This is a genomic window from Granulosicoccus sp. 3-233 (genome assembly GCF_052681095.1).
This window is the reverse complement of sequence record NZ_JBQYLE010000027.1, coordinates 1-19,866: the sequence shown is the minus strand read 5'-3', so window position 1 is coordinate 19,866 and position 19,866 is coordinate 1. Positions and strand designations below refer to the sequence as shown.

15 protein-coding genes are annotated in these 19,866 nt (G+C 52.9%); 7 read left to right on the top strand and 8 right to left on the bottom strand.

The features are described from left to right. Positions 1-22 precede the first annotated feature (22 nt). From ACUNV4_RS29785 to ACUNV4_RS29760, 6 genes are all read right to left on the bottom strand, one after another. A complete protein-coding gene (locus ACUNV4_RS29785) occupies positions 23-469 on the bottom strand; it encodes a GNAT family N-acetyltransferase (protein WP_430882322.1) in 447 nt (148 codons plus the stop codon). Between the two features lie 83 nt (positions 470-552). Further along, the gene (gene chrA, locus ACUNV4_RS29780; RefSeq protein WP_430882321.1) at positions 553-1,869 is read right to left on the bottom strand and encodes a chromate efflux transporter; all 1,317 of its coding nucleotides are present in this window, start codon (positions 1,867-1,869) and stop codon (positions 553-555) included. Further along, positions 1,866-2,687, bottom strand: coding sequence for a chromate resistance protein ChrB domain-containing protein (locus ACUNV4_RS29775; RefSeq protein ID WP_430882320.1), 822 nt, complete (start codon positions 2,685-2,687; stop codon positions 1,866-1,868). Before ACUNV4_RS29775 ends, chrA begins: the two co-directional genes overlap by 4 nt. A gap of 413 nt (positions 2,688-3,100) precedes the next feature. Further along, on the bottom strand, positions 3,101-4,516 hold the full coding sequence (locus tag ACUNV4_RS29770; RefSeq protein WP_430882319.1) for a hypothetical protein: 1,416 nt from the start codon (positions 4,514-4,516) through the stop codon (positions 3,101-3,103). A 495-nt stretch (positions 4,517-5,011) separates the two neighbouring features. Further along, on the bottom strand, positions 5,012-6,145 hold the full coding sequence (locus ACUNV4_RS29765) for a serine hydrolase domain-containing protein (protein ID WP_430882318.1): 1,134 nt from the start codon (positions 6,143-6,145) through the stop codon (positions 5,012-5,014). A gap of 206 nt (positions 6,146-6,351) precedes the next feature. After that, on the bottom strand, positions 6,352-7,770 hold the full coding sequence (locus ACUNV4_RS29760) for an alpha/beta hydrolase (RefSeq protein ID WP_430882317.1): 1,419 nt from the start codon (positions 7,768-7,770) through the stop codon (positions 6,352-6,354). A gap of 617 nt (positions 7,771-8,387) precedes the next feature. Between ACUNV4_RS29760 and ACUNV4_RS29755 the strand changes: the two genes are divergently transcribed. Beyond that, positions 8,388-9,113 (top strand): response regulator, encoded by a 726-nt coding sequence (locus ACUNV4_RS29755; RefSeq protein WP_430882316.1) that lies wholly within the window; start codon positions 8,388-8,390, stop codon positions 9,111-9,113. Continuing rightward, a complete protein-coding gene (locus tag ACUNV4_RS29750) occupies positions 9,110-10,720 on the top strand; it encodes an ATP-binding protein (RefSeq protein ID WP_430882315.1) in 1,611 nt (536 codons plus the stop codon). The genes ACUNV4_RS29755 and ACUNV4_RS29750 overlap by 4 nt, the downstream gene beginning before the upstream one ends. A 285-nt stretch (positions 10,721-11,005) precedes the next feature. Here ACUNV4_RS29750 and ACUNV4_RS29745 read toward each other — a convergent pair whose 3' ends face one another. Further along, a complete protein-coding gene (locus ACUNV4_RS29745) occupies positions 11,006-11,551 on the bottom strand; it encodes a hypothetical protein (RefSeq protein ID WP_430882314.1) in 546 nt (181 codons plus the stop codon). 699 nt (positions 11,552-12,250) lie between these two features. Here ACUNV4_RS29745 and istA point away from each other — a divergent pair. Together istA and istB are read left to right on the top strand one after the other, a co-directional pair. Further along, entirely contained in the window at positions 12,251-13,777 is a 1,527-nt protein-coding gene (gene istA, locus ACUNV4_RS29740; protein ID WP_430882313.1) for an IS21 family transposase, read from the top strand. Beyond that, positions 13,764-14,561, top strand: a complete 798-nt coding sequence (gene istB / locus ACUNV4_RS29735) for an IS21-like element helper ATPase IstB (protein WP_430882312.1) — start codon at positions 13,764-13,766, stop codon at positions 14,559-14,561. The genes istA and istB overlap by 14 nt, the downstream gene beginning before the upstream one ends. A 75-nt stretch (positions 14,562-14,636) precedes the next feature. Here the strand turns inward: istB and ACUNV4_RS29730 are convergent, their stop codons facing one another. After that, positions 14,637-15,737 (bottom strand): RCC1 domain-containing protein, encoded by a 1,101-nt coding sequence (locus tag ACUNV4_RS29730; RefSeq protein WP_430882311.1) that lies wholly within the window; start codon positions 15,735-15,737, stop codon positions 14,637-14,639. 432 nt (positions 15,738-16,169) lie between these two features. Between ACUNV4_RS29730 and ACUNV4_RS29725 the strand changes: the two genes are divergently transcribed. The 3 genes from ACUNV4_RS29725 (at position 16,170) to ACUNV4_RS29715 (ending at position 19,531) form a co-directional block, all read left to right on the top strand. Then, positions 16,170-17,333 carry a type I restriction endonuclease gene (locus ACUNV4_RS29725; RefSeq protein ID WP_430882310.1) on the top strand — a complete coding sequence of 388 codons (1,164 nt, stop codon included), beginning with the start codon at positions 16,170-16,172 and terminating at the stop codon, positions 17,331-17,333. A 166-nt stretch (positions 17,334-17,499) separates the two neighbouring features. Continuing rightward, the gene (locus ACUNV4_RS29720) at positions 17,500-18,387 is read left to right on the top strand and encodes a hypothetical protein (RefSeq protein ID WP_430882309.1); all 888 of its coding nucleotides are present in this window, start codon (positions 17,500-17,502) and stop codon (positions 18,385-18,387) included. Positions 18,388-18,541: 154 nt separating this feature from the next. Beyond that, entirely contained in the window at positions 18,542-19,531 is a 990-nt protein-coding gene (locus tag ACUNV4_RS29715) for a 5'-nucleotidase (protein WP_430882308.1), read from the top strand. The last annotated feature ends 335 nt before the right edge of the window (positions 19,532-19,866 follow it).

Sequence of the window (19,866 nt, the reverse complement as noted above, 5' to 3'; positions counted from 1 at the left end):
TCTCTGACCTCGCGCGTTAGCTCTACGCGGTGATCACCATGGGCCAGAATGGGTGATCAGCTTCGCCGGAATACGCAGCTGGTTCATTAGGTACGTACACCTGCAGATTTACACGATGTATACCGTTGCCAAATGCATGCTGGATTGCTGACTCTACCAATTTCCGGCCCAGTCCACGACGACGAAAGGCTGGAGATGTCAGAACACCCCACATCAACATTTTGTGACAAGAAGAAGGGGATCTACTCGTTAGGCCTACGGCTGCCGTTGCGGCAAGCTTGCCTTCTACAAAGCTACCGAACATGGCATTAGGGTGCGTAAAAGATAGCTGCGCTTTGAAGTCTTCCAGAGTGCGAGTCAGTTCCTCGTCATAGGACAAACCCATTGCGACTGGGTTTTCTCTTGTGACATCTCTCCTCAAGGCCGAAAACGCCTCAGCATCGTCTGAAGTAACAAAGCGTATGTTCATCGGCGATACCATTGATTGTCGTGGATAGTGTCAGGGGTAAAAAATGGTCAGAAATTTTTCCGGGTCAGGTGTCCATTCTATATTTAGAAGATTGTCGGTATACCTGAAGTCAGAAGGCCTAGTATTGCCGCCATGAGTAGCACCTTCAGGATTGACCAATGCCAGACAAAGACAGCCACTGCGCAGATGCCAGTCAGGATCAGAACGCGCCAATCCAGAGTTTCGAAGCCTGGGGTCCACAAGGTGAGCGGCCCAACCTTCCTGGCGGCGACAGTCGCGAACAGTACATGCAGGGAAAACCACACGGATAGATTGAGTATCACGCCGACGACAGCCGCCGTGATGCTCGACAGGGCACCTCTGAGTCTGGGTTGCTCACCTATCCAGTCAATGTAGGGAGCACCTGCAAATATCCATAGAAAACAGGGTACGAAAGTTACCCACAACGTCATGGTTGCGGCAGCGAGTCCTGAAAGCACGCCACCTTCCCGATAGCCTGCGACAAAGCCTACGAATTCGGTCACCAATATCAATGGGCCGGGGGTGGTTTCGGCCAGTCCCAATCCGTCCATCATCTCACCGGCTGTCAGCCAGCCTAGATTGACGACCACATCCTGTGTCATGTAGGCCAGAACTGCGTAGGCACCGCCAAACGTCACGACTGCCAGACGTGAGAAAAAGGCGCCAATATCCAGCAAGAACTGATTATCAGTAAAGACGTAGACAGCGACAAGCGGTGCTGCCCAGAGGCAGGCCCAGAACAGGACAGTCACTATCGTTGAGCGCTTCATGGAAGGCAGAACAGATTGTCTGCCGGCCAAATCGGCGGGCTGCGAACTGGTGAGAAATCCGTACAACCCAGCCGCGATGACAATCAATGGAAATGACACATTGAAGAAGAAAATGGCAATGAATGCCAGGGCCGCGATAACCCAATGATCTTGTCGCTTGAGGGCCTTTTTGGAAACCCTTAGCAGTGCTTCGATGACGATGACTACCACCGCGGCTTTGACACCTAGAAACAGTGCATCAACAAGCGGCAGTTTTCCAAAGCCCGTGTAAATGGCGGCGAGTAAAAGCACGATAATGGCCCCGGGTATTACAAACAGCAGTCCTGCCAGCAAGCCACCTCTGACACCGTGCATTCGCCACCCCGCGTAGGTGGCAAGCTGCATGGCTTCAGGTCCCGGAAGCAGCATGCAAAAGCTAAGCGCATTGATATATTGCTTTTCACTCAGCCAGCGATTTTCGGTCACTACCATGCGATGCATCAGGGCAATTTGCGCTGCCGGTCCACCGAATGACAGGAGACCGATCTTCAGCCAGACGCTGAAAGCTTGAAGCAGCGTTGGATTCTCTATCGACTCTTCACTCGCCGATGTGATGTCGACGGAGCTCATTGAGGTCTGGCCCCTGTGGCTGGCCAGTCATGAGTCTCGTCAGTTGCATCGCGACACCAGCGATAGAACGCATCGTAGAGTAAACACCCGGCGTCAAGCTGTTCCAGATCATCGGAAAACATGCGCGATAGTCCCAGAGAAGCGGCGAGCAGGCCTTTCGACTCAGCGGCCAACCCGGGTTCATTGGTATCAGCAGCTCTGACGATTGTTGCGAGTTGATTCAACGGTTTTGTCGTCAAACCAAACTCCTTGATCATGACGTCGAAAGTGCATAGCTCGCCTCTGTGGCTCCAGAATACGTCTTCTACATCAAACGCCACGCCATTGAACTTCTCTGAAACGGCGTCGACTGCCGATGCGCTGACATAGAGAAACTGTGCGTTCCTGTCCACGAAGCGACGAATCAACCACGGGCAGGCAATACGGTCGATCTTGGGGCGATGACGTGTAACCCAGACGGTTTGTCCTGCAGCATTGCGAGGTGGCAGTAGTTTGTGGGGAATAGCAGGGAGCTCTGCCGCTTCCCACCCCAGGTAGCCATCTTTCAGGATTTCAGACTTCACACCCAGCGTGCGCAGGACGGCTGCAGCCCCCTCGCTGAGTTTGAGTCCCTTATGGCAGTAGACAACGACTTTGGCGTCTTTCAATTGATCTGCCAGCTGCGCGACATCCAGGTGCGAACACCTGATAGCCGTGGGAATGTACTGGGGATTCAGTGCGAAGTCTTCATCGTTTCTGACATCGATGAGAACTGGCGCATTGTGAGTGCCCACCAGTTTGTTGAGTTGCGCAACGCTGATTTGATTGGGTGACGCCATGATGCATCCTCTCCTGTGTCAGTGCACTTGACGTCAGCGCAAAGCACGCTGGCATGAAGGGCCATTTTCTATGGGATTGCAGGATGCGAAACTGTGGCTGGCGCCTCAAGAGGCGTTCGCAGCCCCTTGCCGATAATGATGTGTGAAATCGTATTGTGTGTCAATGGGGGCTCGAGGCGTTTCAGCGATTTGTGGCGTTCCTCCGGTTTGATAGAAACCTCGAGCCGAGTGACAATGCGCCATGAGGTGTTCAGTGAGAGAACCGGAAAACCCCGCCCAGAGAGCGTTGTACATTCACAGCAGAGTGCAACGCCGAGGTCGTATGTACGCTGAGCCTGACTGCTCAGCGCACCCGGGAGCATTAAGCAAACTCTGCCGACCAAGAGTTTGCCTGCCGGCTTGTTACAGACAGACTACCAGTCGACAACATACAACTCGCGACCCAAGCCCGGCAGTACTGCCTGAAAAACCGCGCTATTGCTGGTACCTGTTATCAGTGCCGGAACAGAACCGGTAGAACCCGGCACTATATCAGCCAGTAACCAGGCTCTGGATCCGTCGCTGAACCACAACTCGCTGCCATGGCGTCGGTTTCGAGCAGTAAACACCACGCCACCATCTACGTTTTGAAATCCATTGGGGTTACTGTCTCCGCGGCCACCCCATATATTACTCAGTAATACAGGGCTGTTTTCTCCTAAAGGATCGATACCCCATGGCTCCCGTCCTTGTACCCCGCTGTTGGCTGCGAACACAAAACGGCCGTTGACTTCGGTTATTTCCGAAGGCACTGAACCTTGTGCGCCTTGTCGAAGGTCAAAATAGTCGGCACGAGTGACTTTACCGTTCAGAGCAAGCGTTAGTAGCCAGGGTTCGCGTCCGGTAGCGTATGTCTCTGCTGACAGCACTACGGTACGAGTGGGCTCGGACCACGCAAGATTCACGGCATACGACCCTAGAGGGCCTTGATTCAGGTCAGCGACAAGCTCGGTGCCTGTGTAAGTACCGTCACTGGACCAGGGTTCTGCGCCCGTCGATGAAGTGTGGTCATTAGCCAGAAACCAGGCCTTGCCATCGATATCATGAAACTCGCTTACCCGTTGTAATAGCCCGCTTGTAATCGATACCGATACGCGTGAGCTGGTTGTACCCGGCGCGATATCCTTGACGATATGGGTTCCACTCTTTGTGCCGTCAGTTACCCATGGTTCGTATCCGGTTCGACTTGTGTGAGCCCAGAAGTAAACCTTGTCGCCAATACGTGTCAGCGCTTCCGGATCCTTTGCATCGCGGCTTATCGAATACGTTCCGCGATCCGTGCCGTCACTGACCCAAATCTGTTCTCCGGACGTGCCATCATCCGCTACAAAAACCAGTGTGTGTCCGAGCGATGCAAACCAGGTTGGCCCAGAGCTGGCGGACCCGGGGTTGATGTCCTTCACTAGATCGATGCGGCCGGAATATGGCTCGTGAATGTACAATTCACGACCGTAGTTGTCACCTACTGCCGAGAAGAAGACGTTATCACCCGCACGGGTGTACCCATACGGATCCGACCCCCACCAGCTGCTTCTGATGTTCCCCAACAGACGTGCACCTCTATTTCCCGGCGCCACGATCCAGGGTTCACGCCCGTTGGTACCGTCGTCCGCTGTAAAATAGACATGATCATTCACCGCCGTCATCGAGCGGAACAACGCTGACGATGTGCCGCTGTAAATGTCCTGACCGGTAACTGTCGTCTGAGCTTGAGCAGCGCCAGCCGAGAGACCGAACGCTAGCGCAACTGCTAATTTTACCGCGTTGGTCTTCTTGTTTTTAGGGTACATCGATAACTCCTTGCTTGTAGGTGAAGCAAGAGGCTACCAATCCATGGACGCATTGCAACCGTCACTCAGGCGTTTCCTATACCAAGAAACAGGGTACTAGCTGAAGGTATGGTGATGAGTGAGCGGTGTGCTCCGATAGTGATCAAAGGCCAAACCGTGCAGGGATGATTTTCCTCGTTTTTGGTCATGGGTATTGCTGAGGCAGCGCCAACACACACTGCCTCGGTGAATCCGATTCTTGGTATAACCAGCAACAGACCTCAGCCCAACTTGTTACTCATCCAGCCAATCCAGACTGTCAGATACGGTGAAGGGCAGATCAGCAAATGGCGCAGCGAATCCGGTGTCTGCCAGACCCCTTGTAGACCGAAACCCTTGTGCCAACCACATGTTCTGCTTTTGGGGTGACAAGTGCCGAGTGAGAGAGGTTTGCCAGGAACTTGTTCAGAGTGCCAGCCCGATCCTCGGTTTCGATATCACTCGGACCGACTACCATCAACGGGCGTTCTGGGTTGCTGCTCTTTCCAGTAGCGTAACTATTTCGTCGATAACCGCGGGGCCATTGTCGCCATTGGTCATCACAACGTATCCATTGCCCGACCTGGTGGCACCCATTTGAGAATGAAAGCCTGATTGATTCCCTCCATGTCCAAAATACATCTCATCACCTTGTCTCGTGATCATGAAACCCAAACCGTAAAAGAGGTCGTCCGTGTTGAATATAGGGCCGCCAATTGGCGTGATCATTTCTTCAACGACGTCACCTGCCAGCACTATGTTCGATTGGTTCAGCAACGACAATTGAAGCTCAATGAGTAGCTTTGCCAAATCCTGAGGAGTCGTCCAAAGACCGGCTGCAGACATTTCCGGATAGAGGTTGTAGTTGCCTGGAATATTTTGCCCTTCTGTATCGTGGCCAGCACTTGCTCTTCCTGTTCTCTCTTCTGATAGTATCTGGTTGAACGAACTGCTCGTCATGGCCAGAGGCTCAAATACGGCTTCATTCACCCAATCCTCAAAGGGTTGTTGAGTCACGTCAATCATTGCTTGCTGTGCAATCACGTATCCTCCACCGGAATAACTGAATTGGCTACCCGGTGTCGTATCAACAACAACGGCGGGGGAATTGGCCGGGGCTTGACCATTCAGTATTTCATGTAGTGAGGGTATTACTTCATCTTGCCTGTATCCAGAGAACCCGTGAACTGTGGTCCCTGCAGTGTGGCTCAGCAGTCTTCGCAGATTCACCTTTTCCTCTTTCGTCTGTTCGTTTTCCGCGACAGTCCAGGAAACCAGTTCATTGTTGATGTCTTCGTCAAGATCGATCATTCCATTCTGTGCCATCTTCATTGCGGCTACTGCGGTGACTGATTTACTCATCGATGCGGCTTGAAACAGCGTGTCCTGAGTGACTGGCTCCAATGTGTTTCGATCTTTCACCCCAAAAGTGATAAGTTGATCGATTTTGAAGTCCTCTATTATTGCAATGCTGACTCCCGGCATATCGTGGAATTCCAGCAAGCCTGGAATCTCTTTGAATTCAGTCACTGCGTAGCGTGAGTCAGTGCTGCATCCGAGCAATGAGCTTGAAATGAAGGCGATGATTGTCAATACGTGTCTGTGTTTCATTGGATTGATCTCCATGGTGATGGTTGATGTTCGGCTCTGATCCACCCACATTCAGATGGGTATGAATCTCTCTGCACCGGTCTATTGAGAAGAGCACCGAAATTGCGGACGTTGTGGCAGCTTGCAGATTGCGTAGACGCGCAAGCCATGAGTAGAGACTGTGGTGCGCCGTGGCCCCATAGTCTCTACATTTCGGCAACCTGGCCTTACTCGCAGATTGCGCCAGCCGGAGGCAAGGTCCCTTCAAGCAGGAAGTCCACCGCAATCGAGTCGACGCACTCGTTCTCGTTTGCGAACAAGGTGGTATGTCCCTGATGGTCTGATGACAAGAAAACACCACCGACTGCCTCGGCCATTTCAACGGCCCAATCGAGCGGTGTCAGTACATCGCCACTGCCACCTATGATCAAGGATGTTGGCGCATCCGGTGTCTGGATATCAGCAACAGGATCCAATGCCTCAGGCCATCCAACACAGTTTGCGGCACGGGGAAGCAAAGCCTCGGCGAACAGATCAGATGTACCATTCAGATGATTGAGAATGGATAAAAGCGACTCCACGGTAGGGCGCGCATTATCGTCGGCGCAAAGGACTGCTCTTTCAAGCGTGATGCTGTCGCCTGCATCTTCATCATCATCCAAACCCAGTTCCTGGATAAGCGTGAACATTTCAGTAGGCTCGCCATTGAGCGCGTAGTCGATCAACAAGGGAGCTAGAAATTCACCACTTTCTGCATGTTGTGTCGCTATTTCCAATAAGTTGTTGAATGCCCCGAACGTATCTCTATCTGCATCGTCCAGGAGGCTGTTCACGCGGGCGACGAAAGCGGCTTCTGCCATACTCCGGTCACAATCAGGCAAGGTAGTGCCGCAGGCACTCACCATCTGTTCAAAGCTGCCTTGCTGTGCGACAGCAGATCCCATCAGCAGTGAGTCGATTCTTCCATTGGGGCGCAGTGGTGCATCCAGAATGATGCGTCCACTGGTATCCGGATAGCGCTGGAGGTATAGCGCTGTGATCCGGGTGCCAAAGCTACTACCAATGATATTGAGTTTTGGCGCGTTCAACATTGTCCGCATGACGTCCATATCCTGTACGACGGAATTGGAACCGACCCACTGTAGCTGATCACTGAACTCGGCTGAGCAAGCATCAGCCAGAAGGGTTGCGTCATCGACCAACTCTTGAATGTCGGTCTGATTGCGCGGGTACCGGGATGACTCGGTGTCGCCAAGATGATCGCAGTTCACTTGCAGCGGGTTTCCTACGCCGCGTTGATCGAATCCAATAATGTCATAGTGTTCACGGAGTCGATCCAACAGACCATTGTCCATTACATCCCTTAACGCTTCTGTGCCCGACCCCGGACCACCCAGATTGAGTAGTAGCGGCTCATGTGGGCCATCACCAGTACCGGGCAGACGCGCAACATCAATGCTTATGCGCCGACTGTCTGTAGTCCCATGAATCAGTGGTACTTCGAACATGCCACAATCTAATACTGGTGAGGTTTCACACGGCTCGAAATTCATCGAATTGTTTTCGGTGGTTGTCGTGCTATCCGAGCAACCGCCTATGAGAGCTGTGGCGACAACTATACTGACAATGCTCTTTTGTAACTTCATGCTATTTTTCTCCTGTAGTGGTGTGAAGTGAGCGCTTTCCCCTCCGTTTTATCGGGCTGTGGTTGGTTATGCTGCATTGGAATCTGGCAGGCTTTTCCTGGCAGCTCGCGAAACATCTGGCGCTGAGCCATCAATGAGCAGGCAAAGAGCTCGATGATGAATGGGCTTCGAAGAGTTACCCCGAAAGCAAGGTGCATGATGTTCACAACAGGACGGCAACAACGGTGGGTAAAAGTTGTTTACAGCGTATAAAAACCGGCTGTGCTGCTATGTATCAATTTGTAGTGAATGCAATCACTGCGACTAAGGTCTGGTTCTTCCTAACCCTATGTATTGGTTTTTCCCGCAAAGCAACAAACCACTTGTATTTTCATTATGATTTTTGAGGTTTGTGCCGGTAGCATGATAGGCATCTGAAGCTTTGTAGATTGCACGAATGGATACCTTGAAGCGCCATGTTCAATGGCGATAACAAAACGACAACAAACGGTTTTTCCTTTGAGCAACCGAACGTGTGAGAATTGCAGGCTCGATAGATTGAGTTACAGCAGAATGAAAGGCTCTACCTGCATTCTTGTTCTTTGCTACGACAGAGACTGTTCGAAAATTCCTGATCAATGATCGATTCAAACGCCTCAAACAGATTGCTTTTGGTTGAAGACGATGCAAGGCTAGCCAACAGCACGCGCGAGTATCTGGAAAACAACGGCTACAGCGTGGCTGTGGAGTATCGAGGTGATACGGCCGTACGTCGCATACTCAGAGATAAGCCGGACCTGGTTATCTTGGACCTTATGCTACCGGGGCTTGATGGCCTTGAAGTGTGTCGTCGCGTCAGGCCGCTGTTTGCTTCTCCCATTCTGATGCTCACAGCACGCGACGAAAGTATGGAGCAGATTGAAGGTCTGGAGATTGGTGCAGATGACTATGTCGTCAAACCCGTGGTGCCCAGCGTCCTTTTGGCGCGTATACGCGCCTTGTTGCGTCATGACCGGCGCATCATCGATGCAGCCAAAGGCCCTGAACTGGCGACTACGAGTGTGGGCGAATTGCACCTCGACTATAACAATCGAATCGTCACCTGGAGGAGCGTGCCGGTAGGTTGCACAGAGGTTGAATTCGAACTGCTTTGGTTGTTTGCTACAAACGCGGGGCAGATACTGAGCCGTGATTTCATTTTTCGAAGCCTGCATGGGTATGACTACGATGGCCTGGATCGATCCATTGATATTCGAGTCTCCCGTTTGCGCAAGATATTCGAACCTGATTTGGTGAACCCTACACGTATCAAAACCGTGCGTGGGAAAGGCTACGTATTGGTTGAGTCGGCCTGGCAACAATGATCCGATTGATCATAACCATTGTCATGGTTGTCTTCATCGCAATCAATTTGGCGATATTCATCGGCGGCAAGATCGAGATGGCCATGGTCTACAACGAGGGTGAGCCGTTCTATGTAGGTCAATATCGAGGTACATTTGATCTATTGGACGACGCTATTGTTGAACGCGCGGGCGTGGACTTGCAGGCGACTTTGGTAGCACTGAAAACACAGTTCAAGACTCCGTTGCGTCTGGAATACCAGCAAGAGCTGGATTTACCGCCAAAGGGATGGGAGATCATTGCCAATGAAGCCGTCTATCTTCATGACCTGGGTAATTCGATTTCTCTGTATCGAAAGAGCATAATCCCTGGTCGGGTGTGGTCGCTACCGGTTGTCACTCCCTATGTGGATGAGAGGATTGCCCATGTATCCGGCACCCTGAGTCTTATCAAGGGGAAACTATCGGCTATGGATGCAGGCACACGAGCGCTGGCGATGGAAGAGCTACGCCGTTCCTATGATGTGCCATTGGCCTTGAAATCAATAAGCGAACTGGACCTGAGCGCAAAGGAGATATCGCTGTTACAGGCAGAACAGATTGTTGTAAAAAATCCTCTGGAGTCGGGTGAGGTATTCCTGGTCAAGCTTGGCAAGAGCAGTGTTGTTTTCCAATTTGGTCCCATTGACTATCCAGCGAGTTTCGAAGACAGAACCTGGTATGGCGCAATCATTTTAACTGCGATTGCACTCACGTTTTTCCTGCTCTGGATATGGCCTCTATGGCGTGATCTTCAGCGTTTACGTAGGGCATCGTTCGACATCGGAGATGGCAAGTTAGGCACTCGCGTTCGCTCGCACCCAGCCTCACTCATCAAGCCAATACTCGATAGCTTCAACAGTATGGCCACACGTACGGAAAACATGGTTGAGTCTCAGCGAGAACTGACTAATGCTGTTTCTCACGAGTTGCGAACGCCACTGGCACGCATGATGTTCGACCTGCAAATGGCAAGAGATGCTGACAATGTACTGGAACAATCTCGTCACCTGGATAGTCTGGAGATCAATGTTGGTGAGTTGAATACGCTGGTGGATGAGTTGTTGACATACGCCAGACAGGAGCGTGTGGAGTCGCCACTTGAGTTTGAAGCTCTATCGGCTGAAGATATGAAGGCTTGGTTGGTCAAGCAGGTATCCCGCGCTCAGCATGGCCGGGAAGGCAAATGCCAGATAACTGTCAATTTCGATACAACGAATATAGGGGAGAAATCCTTCATCATCAGTCCTCGTCTGATGGCACATGCCCTGTCAAACACTTTGCAAAATGCCTTTCGATATGCTCAAGGTAACATCGTAGTGCAATTGGATTCACAGCAGGGAGAATGGGTGCTCGGCGTCGAAGATGACGGGGCTGGTATACCCGATGATAAACATGAGCGAGTTTTTGAGCCTTTTTCTCGGCTTGACGAAAGTCGTCAGCGAGGTTCAGGTGGCTTCGGGATGGGGTTATCCATCGTGCGTAAGATTGCGCAATGGCATCAAGGCAATGCACTCATAGCAGAGTGCAAAACACTTAGCGGCACGAGAGTCGAAATTCGTTGGCCGATTGAGGTCGAGTTTGACTAGGCAAATATTGTACTTTCTCAAAACCCTAATGACAGGCTCAGGCTTTCAGGCTAGCCCGTGTCGGTGTTGCTCGAGCGGTTCACAGCGGTGACATATCCCGCCACTCAAACCTGTGATTGAAAAGCCATCCTGGTTACACAGGTTCTGGAGTGGCTATCGGTTCAGCGGCGAATAAGCGCGGTTTTGGTCGTCGTATGCAACCCCCGCCACTTACCGAAACCGGTAAGTGCGTTGATCTTTCATTCCATGGTTTGCGAGGTTTGCTGTCGAACTCGGGTGGTCGGGTCAATTGCAACCAGACCCGAATGCTCTGGCACCAAGGCGTGATTCGTCAAAACCAATTGCGACAATTTCAATGCAGCGGCCGGCCTGTGCAGTTCGTGTATCCACAAACAAGCGAGATCGGGTAAAGCCGAGCTGCGCCCCGTTTACGCGGATTTCGTAGCCGTCAATCATGCTCTCTATGTCCGGATTGACATTCCAGGCAATCACGATCCCCACCGGCAGGCTTCCAGTGCTGGTGTTCGTGAAGACGTCAGGGAGATCTTCCAGCGGGGAAACCGTTAGCGTGGGTTCACCGTTGAACAGCACCGAGCCTGAGCGGGTATCGACTGACAGAGTGCCTGACAAGGGGCCAGGATTGCCCGCTTCATCGATCAATCTGATTTGATACTCGGCATCGAACACCGCACCGTAATCCAGAAAGCTGAATCGGGCGAGCTGCGTGGCGATGGATTCCCCGTTTCGAAAAACTTCAACAACCGGTTGCACGACTTCGTTGGTACCGATGGAGTTGAAGGGGTGTAATCGACGACCAAAAACCGCGCTCATTCGCCGCTGTGCGGAGTTTGCGCACAGAGACACTGAACCACGATTGGCTCACATTCAGGACGTTGTCTGGGGTCGTATATCGCTGTTGATGACGTGGTCGAGCGACACCGTTTCGGTAGCCGTCTACACAGGGCTTGCCGAAGAGAGGAGCACGGCGCCGATTGAGATTTGAACGGTCCGTCGACGCCGTGTCCGAGTTCACCGTGCATTCGCACAGCTCCGCTAGTATCGACACCGGGCGGGGTTTCTATCCAGCACTCGTCGGCACTTTCAGCCGATGCTCCCCAGTGCTCGTCTCTATCTGTGCGCCCGTTGCCATTCTCAGGTCATCCTCTGTCGTCGTTGCGATCGTGGCAACTGGTATTGCGGCCCATCGTGTGCCGATGCTGCTCGTACTCGGGCACAACGTGAGAGCCGTCAGCGCCATGCCCGATCTCGCCGTGGACGACTTGGCAATGCCGAACGACAACGCCGCTTCCGAGCTCGGCGTGCGTCACAGAATTCGGAAAAGGTAACGGAGCAGGGTTCTCGGGGTAACGAGTCAGGCGCATCGTCCGGGTCACGCCAGGAGACGGTGTTTGAGCACCGCAGTTTCGGCAGTGACAGCAGTAGCTTTGTGATCCGTTGCCATCGGTGTCGCTGCCGCTGTGATCCGTTTCTGAGATCCCGGTTTCTTCCACGAGCCTGTGACCCCGATCCATGACCATCAACAGCGAACTCGAAGCTGATATCCTTCGTCTGCACCATGTCGAGCACTGGGGCCCGCACACCATCGCTCGCCAGCTCAATGTGCACCACAGCGTGGTTGACCGTGTGCTCAGCCAGGCCGGATTGCCGAAGATCGAGCGCTCGGCACGTGCCTCGATGATCGACCCCTATTTGCCTTTCATCGTCGCAACGCTCGAGCAGTATCCGCGTCTGACCGCCGCACGTCTGTTCCACATGGTGCGTGAACGCGGGTATCGGGGCAGCGAGAGCCACTTCCGTGCCCGCATTGCCGGGCTGCGCCCACGGGCCCAACCCGAAGCCTACCTGCGCCTGAAGACCCTGCCCGGTGAGCAGGCACAGGTGGACTGGGGTCACTTCGGTCATGTGCAGGTCGGTCAGGCCAGACGGCCTCTGATGGCGTTTGTCATCGTGCTCAGCTGGAGCCGCAAGGTCTTTCTGCGCTTCTACCTCAACGCACTGGGTGATACCTTTGCCGCCGGCCACGTCGAAGCCTTCTCTCGCTGGGATGGTTCACCCCGAGTGCTGCTGTATGACAACCTGAAATCAGCCGTGATCGAACGACATGGCAGCGCCGTTCGCTTCAACCCCGCCTTGCTCGCTCTGGCATCGCACTATCACTTCGAACCCCGCCCGGTGGCCATCGCGCGCGGCAACGAGAAAGGGCGTGTGGAGCGCGCTATCCGGTATATCCGCAGCAGCTTCTTTGCCGCCCGCGAGTGGACCGATCTGGCGGATCTGAATGCGCAGGCCGACGCCTGGTGCGAGGGCATCGCCGCCGACAGACCCTGTCCGGAAGAGCCTCGCATAAGCGTGCGCGAGGCCTTCGAACAGGAACGCCCACGGCTGTTGAGCCTGCCGCCCAACCCCTGGCCGAGCGAGCAGCGGGTCGAGGTTCGTGTGCCCAAGACACCGTATGTGCGCTTTGATCTGAATGACTACTCGGTCCCCCATATCCATGTACAGCAGACACTGAGCCTGCTGGCCAGTACCACACAGGTACGCATTCTGGTTGGCGACACCGAACTGGCCCGACACGAACGCTGCTGGAGCCGGGGCGAACAGATCGAGAATGCCGAGCATGTCGCTGCCCTGGTGGCCGAGAAGCGGGCCGCCACCGAGCATCGCGGCATGAACCGATTGCATCATGCCGCCCCGAGCGCCAGTACGCTACTCGAACAGGCAGGCCTGCGCGGGACTTCCTTGCGCACGCTGGTGCGCGAGCTGATGCGCTTGCTGGACGAATACGGGGCAACGGAGGTGGAGACCGGTTGCCGGGAAGCGATCGAACGCGGCGTACCCCATTCGAACGCCGTGCGCCAGTGCCTGGAGCGTCGACGCGAAGCACGAGGCCTGGCACCACCGATGACCATCGCCTTGCCCGAGAACTCGCCTGCTCGCGATATCGTGGTACGCACAGGCTCCCTGGCTGACTACGATCACATCAACCCTGTCCCTGATACCGATGATACAGAAGAACCAGACGATGAACCCACCTGAGAAAAGTACCGCTGAACAGCCGAGCCTGTATGAACGCGCCGAAGCCCTGAATCTGCATGGACTGATTGCCCACTGGGATGAGCTTGACGAGACAGAACTGACACGCGTTGACCAGTGGATTGGCTGGGAAGAACAGGTACGTCGACAACGCGGCCTGGAGCGCCGGCTCGGCTCGGCACACCTTGGCAAGTTCAAGCCGTTGGCCGACTTCGACTGGTCCTGGCCCGAGAAGATCGACCAGACGACGATCAATCAGCTGATGAATCTGGAGTTCATTGCCACCGCAACCAATGTGTTGCTGGTCGGTCCGAACGGTGTGGGCAAATCCACGTTGGCCCAGAATCTGGTCCACCGGGCTGTCTTGGCAGGGCACACCGCGCGCTTTGTCACTGCCGCCAAGATGCTGGGCGATCTGACCAGCCAGGACGGAGCCAGCGCACTGGAGCGGCGCCTACGCTACTACGCCCGCCCCGAATTGCTCGTCATCGATGAACTGGGGTATTTGGCCTATGGCAACCGCCACGCCGACCTGCTGTTCGAAGTGGTCAATCGACGCTACGAGAAGAAGCCGATCGTGATCACGACCAACCGGCCATTCAGCGAATGGGACGAGGTCTTCCCCAATGCCCCGTGTGTGGTATCGATCGTGGATCGTCTGATCCACCATTCCGAAATCCTGGTCATCAGTGGCGAGTCCTACCGCATGCATGAAGCCAAAAAAAGATCGGCGCAGAAGAAACCGACTCGCACGGCGACGAAGAAGAACAAGCCGGTAGCTCAGTGAACAGTGTGAGTCAGCGGATCCGCACCGGCGCCGCTCAAGTGGCCATGGTCGGGGAAACCGGGTTGTGCCATCCGGTCAGACAGCGGCGAATAAGCGCGGAAATACGTCGTCGCTAACAAAGGGGAGTGGTGTCCAGAATATCTCCACCGTATTCGAACCATAGATTCGAGCGTCGAGTTCAAGTTCGAACGTGGCGACAAACTCTGCATTCGACACGGCCGGACCATTGGGGCCGGGAAAGATCGCGCCCTCATCCCAGCACTGCAATGTGCCATCAGCTTGCTCGCCGCACATGGCGGTACCCGAATCCACATAGGCGTAGTTGCCATTCACGATCTCTCTGGTACTGAGAAGAATGTCTGTTTCGTTGGATTGGATGGACGAGAACTGTTCGCCCAGGGGATACTTGTCTGCATCTTCCGGATTCAACAGTGAGCAGTCCAGCGTGCCATCGGTTTTCAAACCGCACACGGCATTGTGTGAGGCAGCGATATCGACGTAGGGGCCGTTGTCCGGTGGTGCTATGAAGGGTGTGATCGGCCTGATGGGTAAGTCAATGGCTGAGCCATCGGAACACTGTATGTCACCGCCCTCGGTCAACCCACACACGTCCCCCGAGCGAATGTCCATCTTGACGAAGGGGCCCACCAGATCCTGAGGTGAACGACGCGCATCATCAGACCAGCAGACGATGTCTCCCTCCGTCAGCAGGCCACAGGACTTGATGCCTGCCGCATCGATCTGCGAGAAGGTTGCGCCAGCCGGTGGCTCAAGTTGAAGGTTGGAGTTCAGGCCCCAGCAGATTGCCTCTCCGTTCGTATTTAGAGCGCAAGTATGGTTTGCACCGGCGTCGATCTGTGTGAATACCCCGTCAACATCAGGCATGTTCAACTGACCATAGAAGTTGTCGCCCCAGCAAACGAGTTGACCGCCCTGCGTAATACCACAGGCATGTGCCTCACCGGTTGTCAGGTCTGTCAACGCAGGAAGACTGGTCGGTGGTTGCAATCGTTCGTAGCCGGTTGCCAGGGTACAGGCCACCTCACCCGCATCATCGAGCGTACACAGTTGCGCTGAACTGAACGAGTAGTCGACGGTCGACTGCCCCGCGGCAAACATCGGCGTTGCCAGCAATGGCAGGGATATCAGCAGGCGTTTCAATAGTGAGTGAGGCATGGGTTTCAGCTTCCTGGGGTTTCTGACACCGTAGCATTCAGATGCCGGAATGAAAAAAACATTGTGTTGCATGAGACCGATAGCCGTTTGTGAAATTTTGTGGGCCAGTGGCTATGCACAGGGCCGCAGGGCTTGTCGATTGAGATGGGTGGTAACGACGCTCTTATCCAGTGACCTGCCAGTATTCATGGATGTGAGAGCGGTCTGGTCTCGTTGATTGAAGTGGTTTGCTCGTGATTCCCGTGGCCGTGGAAAATTTCCTCCGGTTAACACGAAATCGCTGGCGGTAATATTCACATGGCATTAACATACAGAGAGCGGTAAAAAGTTGAACAGATTCACGGAAATCGTGATGACGGGAAAACAAGCAGCTTTTCAGAGAGAAATGCTGCGGCTGGTAGAGGCCAGTGAAAACAACGGCAAGGAGTCACCATGGATCTCGCAGACAAGATTGCGGAATTGAAGAGCCGCATTGAAAGACAGAAAACCTCTGTGATGACAGAGGAAGCCACCAAGACTGCATTCGTATTGCCCTTCCTGCAGTCACTGGGCTACGACATATTCAATCCGATGGAAGTGGTGCCTGAGTTCACGGCAGACCATGGGGTGAAGAAGGGCGAGAAGGTGGATTACGCCATCCTGCAGGATGGCCAGATGATCATCCTCATTGAATGTAAACCCATCGGTGCCAGCCTGGAAGCCAAGCACGCCGGGCAGTTGTATCGCTATTTCTCGGTGACCGATGCGCGGTTTGCGGTGCTGACCGATGGTATTCGCTACGTCTTCTACACCGATCTGGAAAAGGAGAACCGGATGGACGAACGTCCGTTCTTTGAATTCCACGTACTGGAGTATCGCGACAGGGATGTGGATGAACTGAAGAAGTTCGCGCGGCAGACGTTCGACTTGCAGAACATTCTGGATACCGCTGCCAACCTGAAATACCACAATGCCCTGGTGGCAGAGATAGCCTCGGAGTTTGAGAGCCCCTCGGAAGACCTGGTGAAGTTGCTGACTTCGCGAATCTACAATGGACGGTTCACCACGCAGGTGAAGAGCCAGTTTGAAGTGCTGGTGTCCCGAGCGCTGAAGGATTTCGTTAGAGAGCGCATCAACGAGCGGCTGAAGTCTGCGCTGGATAATGGCAATGGTGCGGCGGTGGCGTTTGAAGCTGAACCTGTGGGTGGTGCTGCAGAAGACGCTGCGCAGAATTCCAATGATGGTGTGGTTACCACCGAAGAAGAGCTTGACGCTTTCCGGATTGTTCAGGCCATAGGTTCCGAGTCTGTAGATCCTTCACGCATCGCGATGCGCGATGCCAAGAGTTATTGCGCGATTCTACTGGACGACAATAATCGAAAACCGATCTGCCGGCTTTACTTCGGGAAGAAGCGAATGGCGGTGGGTGTGTTTCTGCCGGACGGGGAAGAGCGGCATGAGATTGAGTCGGTGGTGGATATTTACAAGTTCAGGGCTGGGGTGTTGGGGGCGGTGGGGCAGTATTTGGAGGGGCGTGTGGTGAACGGGGACGTGGAAGAGCCGGGTGAGTCTGTACTAACTGATATGAGCGACTCCAGAGTAGTGGAGCATATGTGAGTCTTAATAGTACTCGTTGGGCTATACAAATAAATATCCCGCATTTTATCGAATACCTTATATTTCCAGGCGATCAACAAATAAATTTTTCTGAAAAATTTTTTTTCGCATAAATATTGTATCCAGAATTGAGCTAGCCGATTAACAATGATCAACCAAGCAACGTATGACTGATTCCAAGAGTAATTCTATGTCAGGGCTCACAGGCTTCGGGCTGGCATGTTCTGCTATATGGTTTGCTGGAGTGTCCTACCTAGTAATGACAGATTGGTGTAATGAAAAAAGCTTGAATGAATGGGGTGATTTTGTTGCCGGATTTGTAGGGCCTTTGGCATTGCTATGGCTAGTGTTGGGCTATTTTCAACAGCAAAAAGAAATACGGCAAAATACTGAAGCACTGCACTTGCAGCGTGAGGAAATGAGAAAAGCAGCGGAGGAGCAGAAAAATTTAGTTAGAAGTTCAGATGCTCAGCTAAACACTCTGATCAACTCCAATAGCGCACATGTTCTTCCCAATGTCAAATTTCATCGCATCAACAATAGTGGAGAGGTCATAGGCCCAGGTGTATCGGACCAAGAATACACTTTATGCCCAATGGTTTTAATCCAGAACTATGGCAATGTCCCAGCACGCGATGTATACGCGGAAATCATTTTCCAGCCGCTGAAAACTGTGGATGGTATTGCCAAGTCTGTGCCTGATAGAACAATTAGGGCGGAGGTGTCCACTGATATTATGGCCCCTGAAGTATCAATCCATCCGACGATTAACGGGAGCGAATCAGAGGACGACTTGAAGCAGCGCCCTAAGGGTTCGCCTGACAATCTTGATTACGCGATTTTGATTCGTATTGAATATCGTGACATGTATAACTATGCAGAGTTCCCAAAGAAAGAAGAGTGGTTCCGATATACCGCCTGCATGAATGTGGTTCAGGTTAAAGTTTCAGAATCTCACGGGGCAAATCTATCTACTCACGTGAAAGTAACTTGCAACTCTATAGGAGCAGACAAATGGCCAGGCCATAAAGATCTAAATGACATGCAATACTGAAAGGCGAATGGAAAACATAGAAATCACAGAAAAAGCCGAACAATACAGTGAACCTGAAACTTGCAGCCGCCGCTCAACCATGAGTGTCTCAGAGAGTGCGCCGGCTGCAAGTTCAGGTTATCGCTGCAGTTAACTTTCTTGGAGAGAAATTTGTATGCCCTATGATCTTTCTGAAACGCTAGTTGTTGGCGTTTCGGCCACAGCGTTATTTGATCTTCAGGAAGAAGATGCTCTATTCAAAGAAGAACTTGAGCGTGACCCAAGCACTGCGATTCAGGCGTATCGTAAAGTGATGCTGGAGAGAGAGAACGACCGACTGGATCCGGGAGCGGGCTACCCTCTCGTTAAGGCATTACTTGGATTGAACAGACACTCGCCGGCAGGCAAACCTCCATTAGTAGAAGTGGTAATAATGTCAAGGAACAGCCCAGAAACTGGATTACGAATATTGAAGAATATTCGTGAACACGATCTCGCCATGACTCGTCACATGTTTACGGGTGGGGAAAGCGTAGTCGATTACCTTGACGCCTTTTCCGTAGATCTTTTTCTTAGCACGAATGTAGAAGATGCTCAGGTAGTTGCCGATTCAGATCTGTGTGCGGCTGCGGTCCTATCAGTCCCACCCGGTGAAAGTTTCAAGCCTTCGACTGATCAGGTACGAATTGCGTTCGATGGCGATGCCGTACTGTTCTCAGAAAAAAGTGAAATAATCTACAAAACAGAAGGAATGGACGAATTTCACGCCCAGGAATCTGCTAAAGAAGATATTCTGCTAGAGGAGGGACCTTTTGCAGCTTTCTTGCTAAAGTTAGCGAAGCTGCAAGAGCGCCTACCAGAGAGTATCGAGTTCTCTCCAGTGCGAGTCGCTCTAATAACTGCCCGGAACAGCCCTTCCGAAATTCGTGTAGTCAAGACGCTGAGAAAATGGGGCGTCTACATAGATGAAGCGTTCTTTCTAGGCGGGGTGGAGAAAACAAAGATCGTCAAAGCATTCCAGCCACATATATTTTTCGACGATCAGGATGTCCACCTGAAACCTGCTTCACAACACGTTCCTGTCGCAAAAGTACTTTACAAGAGCGATTCAGTACTCAATGAAGCGGTGAAGAATACAGCAACTGATCCTGAAGATGAAAACTAACCCTGTATTGCATCCGACACTCTACATTTCCCTCCCAACGCTGCGGTCGTGCTCGCAATATGTCTAATATACATAGTACTTTGTTCAGCGATTCCCGGTGAGCTTGAAGCATAGGTCGTGATTGTAGCTACGTTAGCTGAAGGCACGCGCAAGGCTCGACGCTGATGGCGGTCGATGCTGTGTTCCTGTTTTCTGGTTGTGGTGGAAGTTATCGCGGGTTTGTTTGTTCATCGGAGTCGCTCTGTTTATCCCGTATCCGGTGAGCTTGCAATCACCAGCTTGGGACCGAGTTTCGCTATCAAACGAAAAAGCGTTTCCCAGTCCGGTACGTCCAC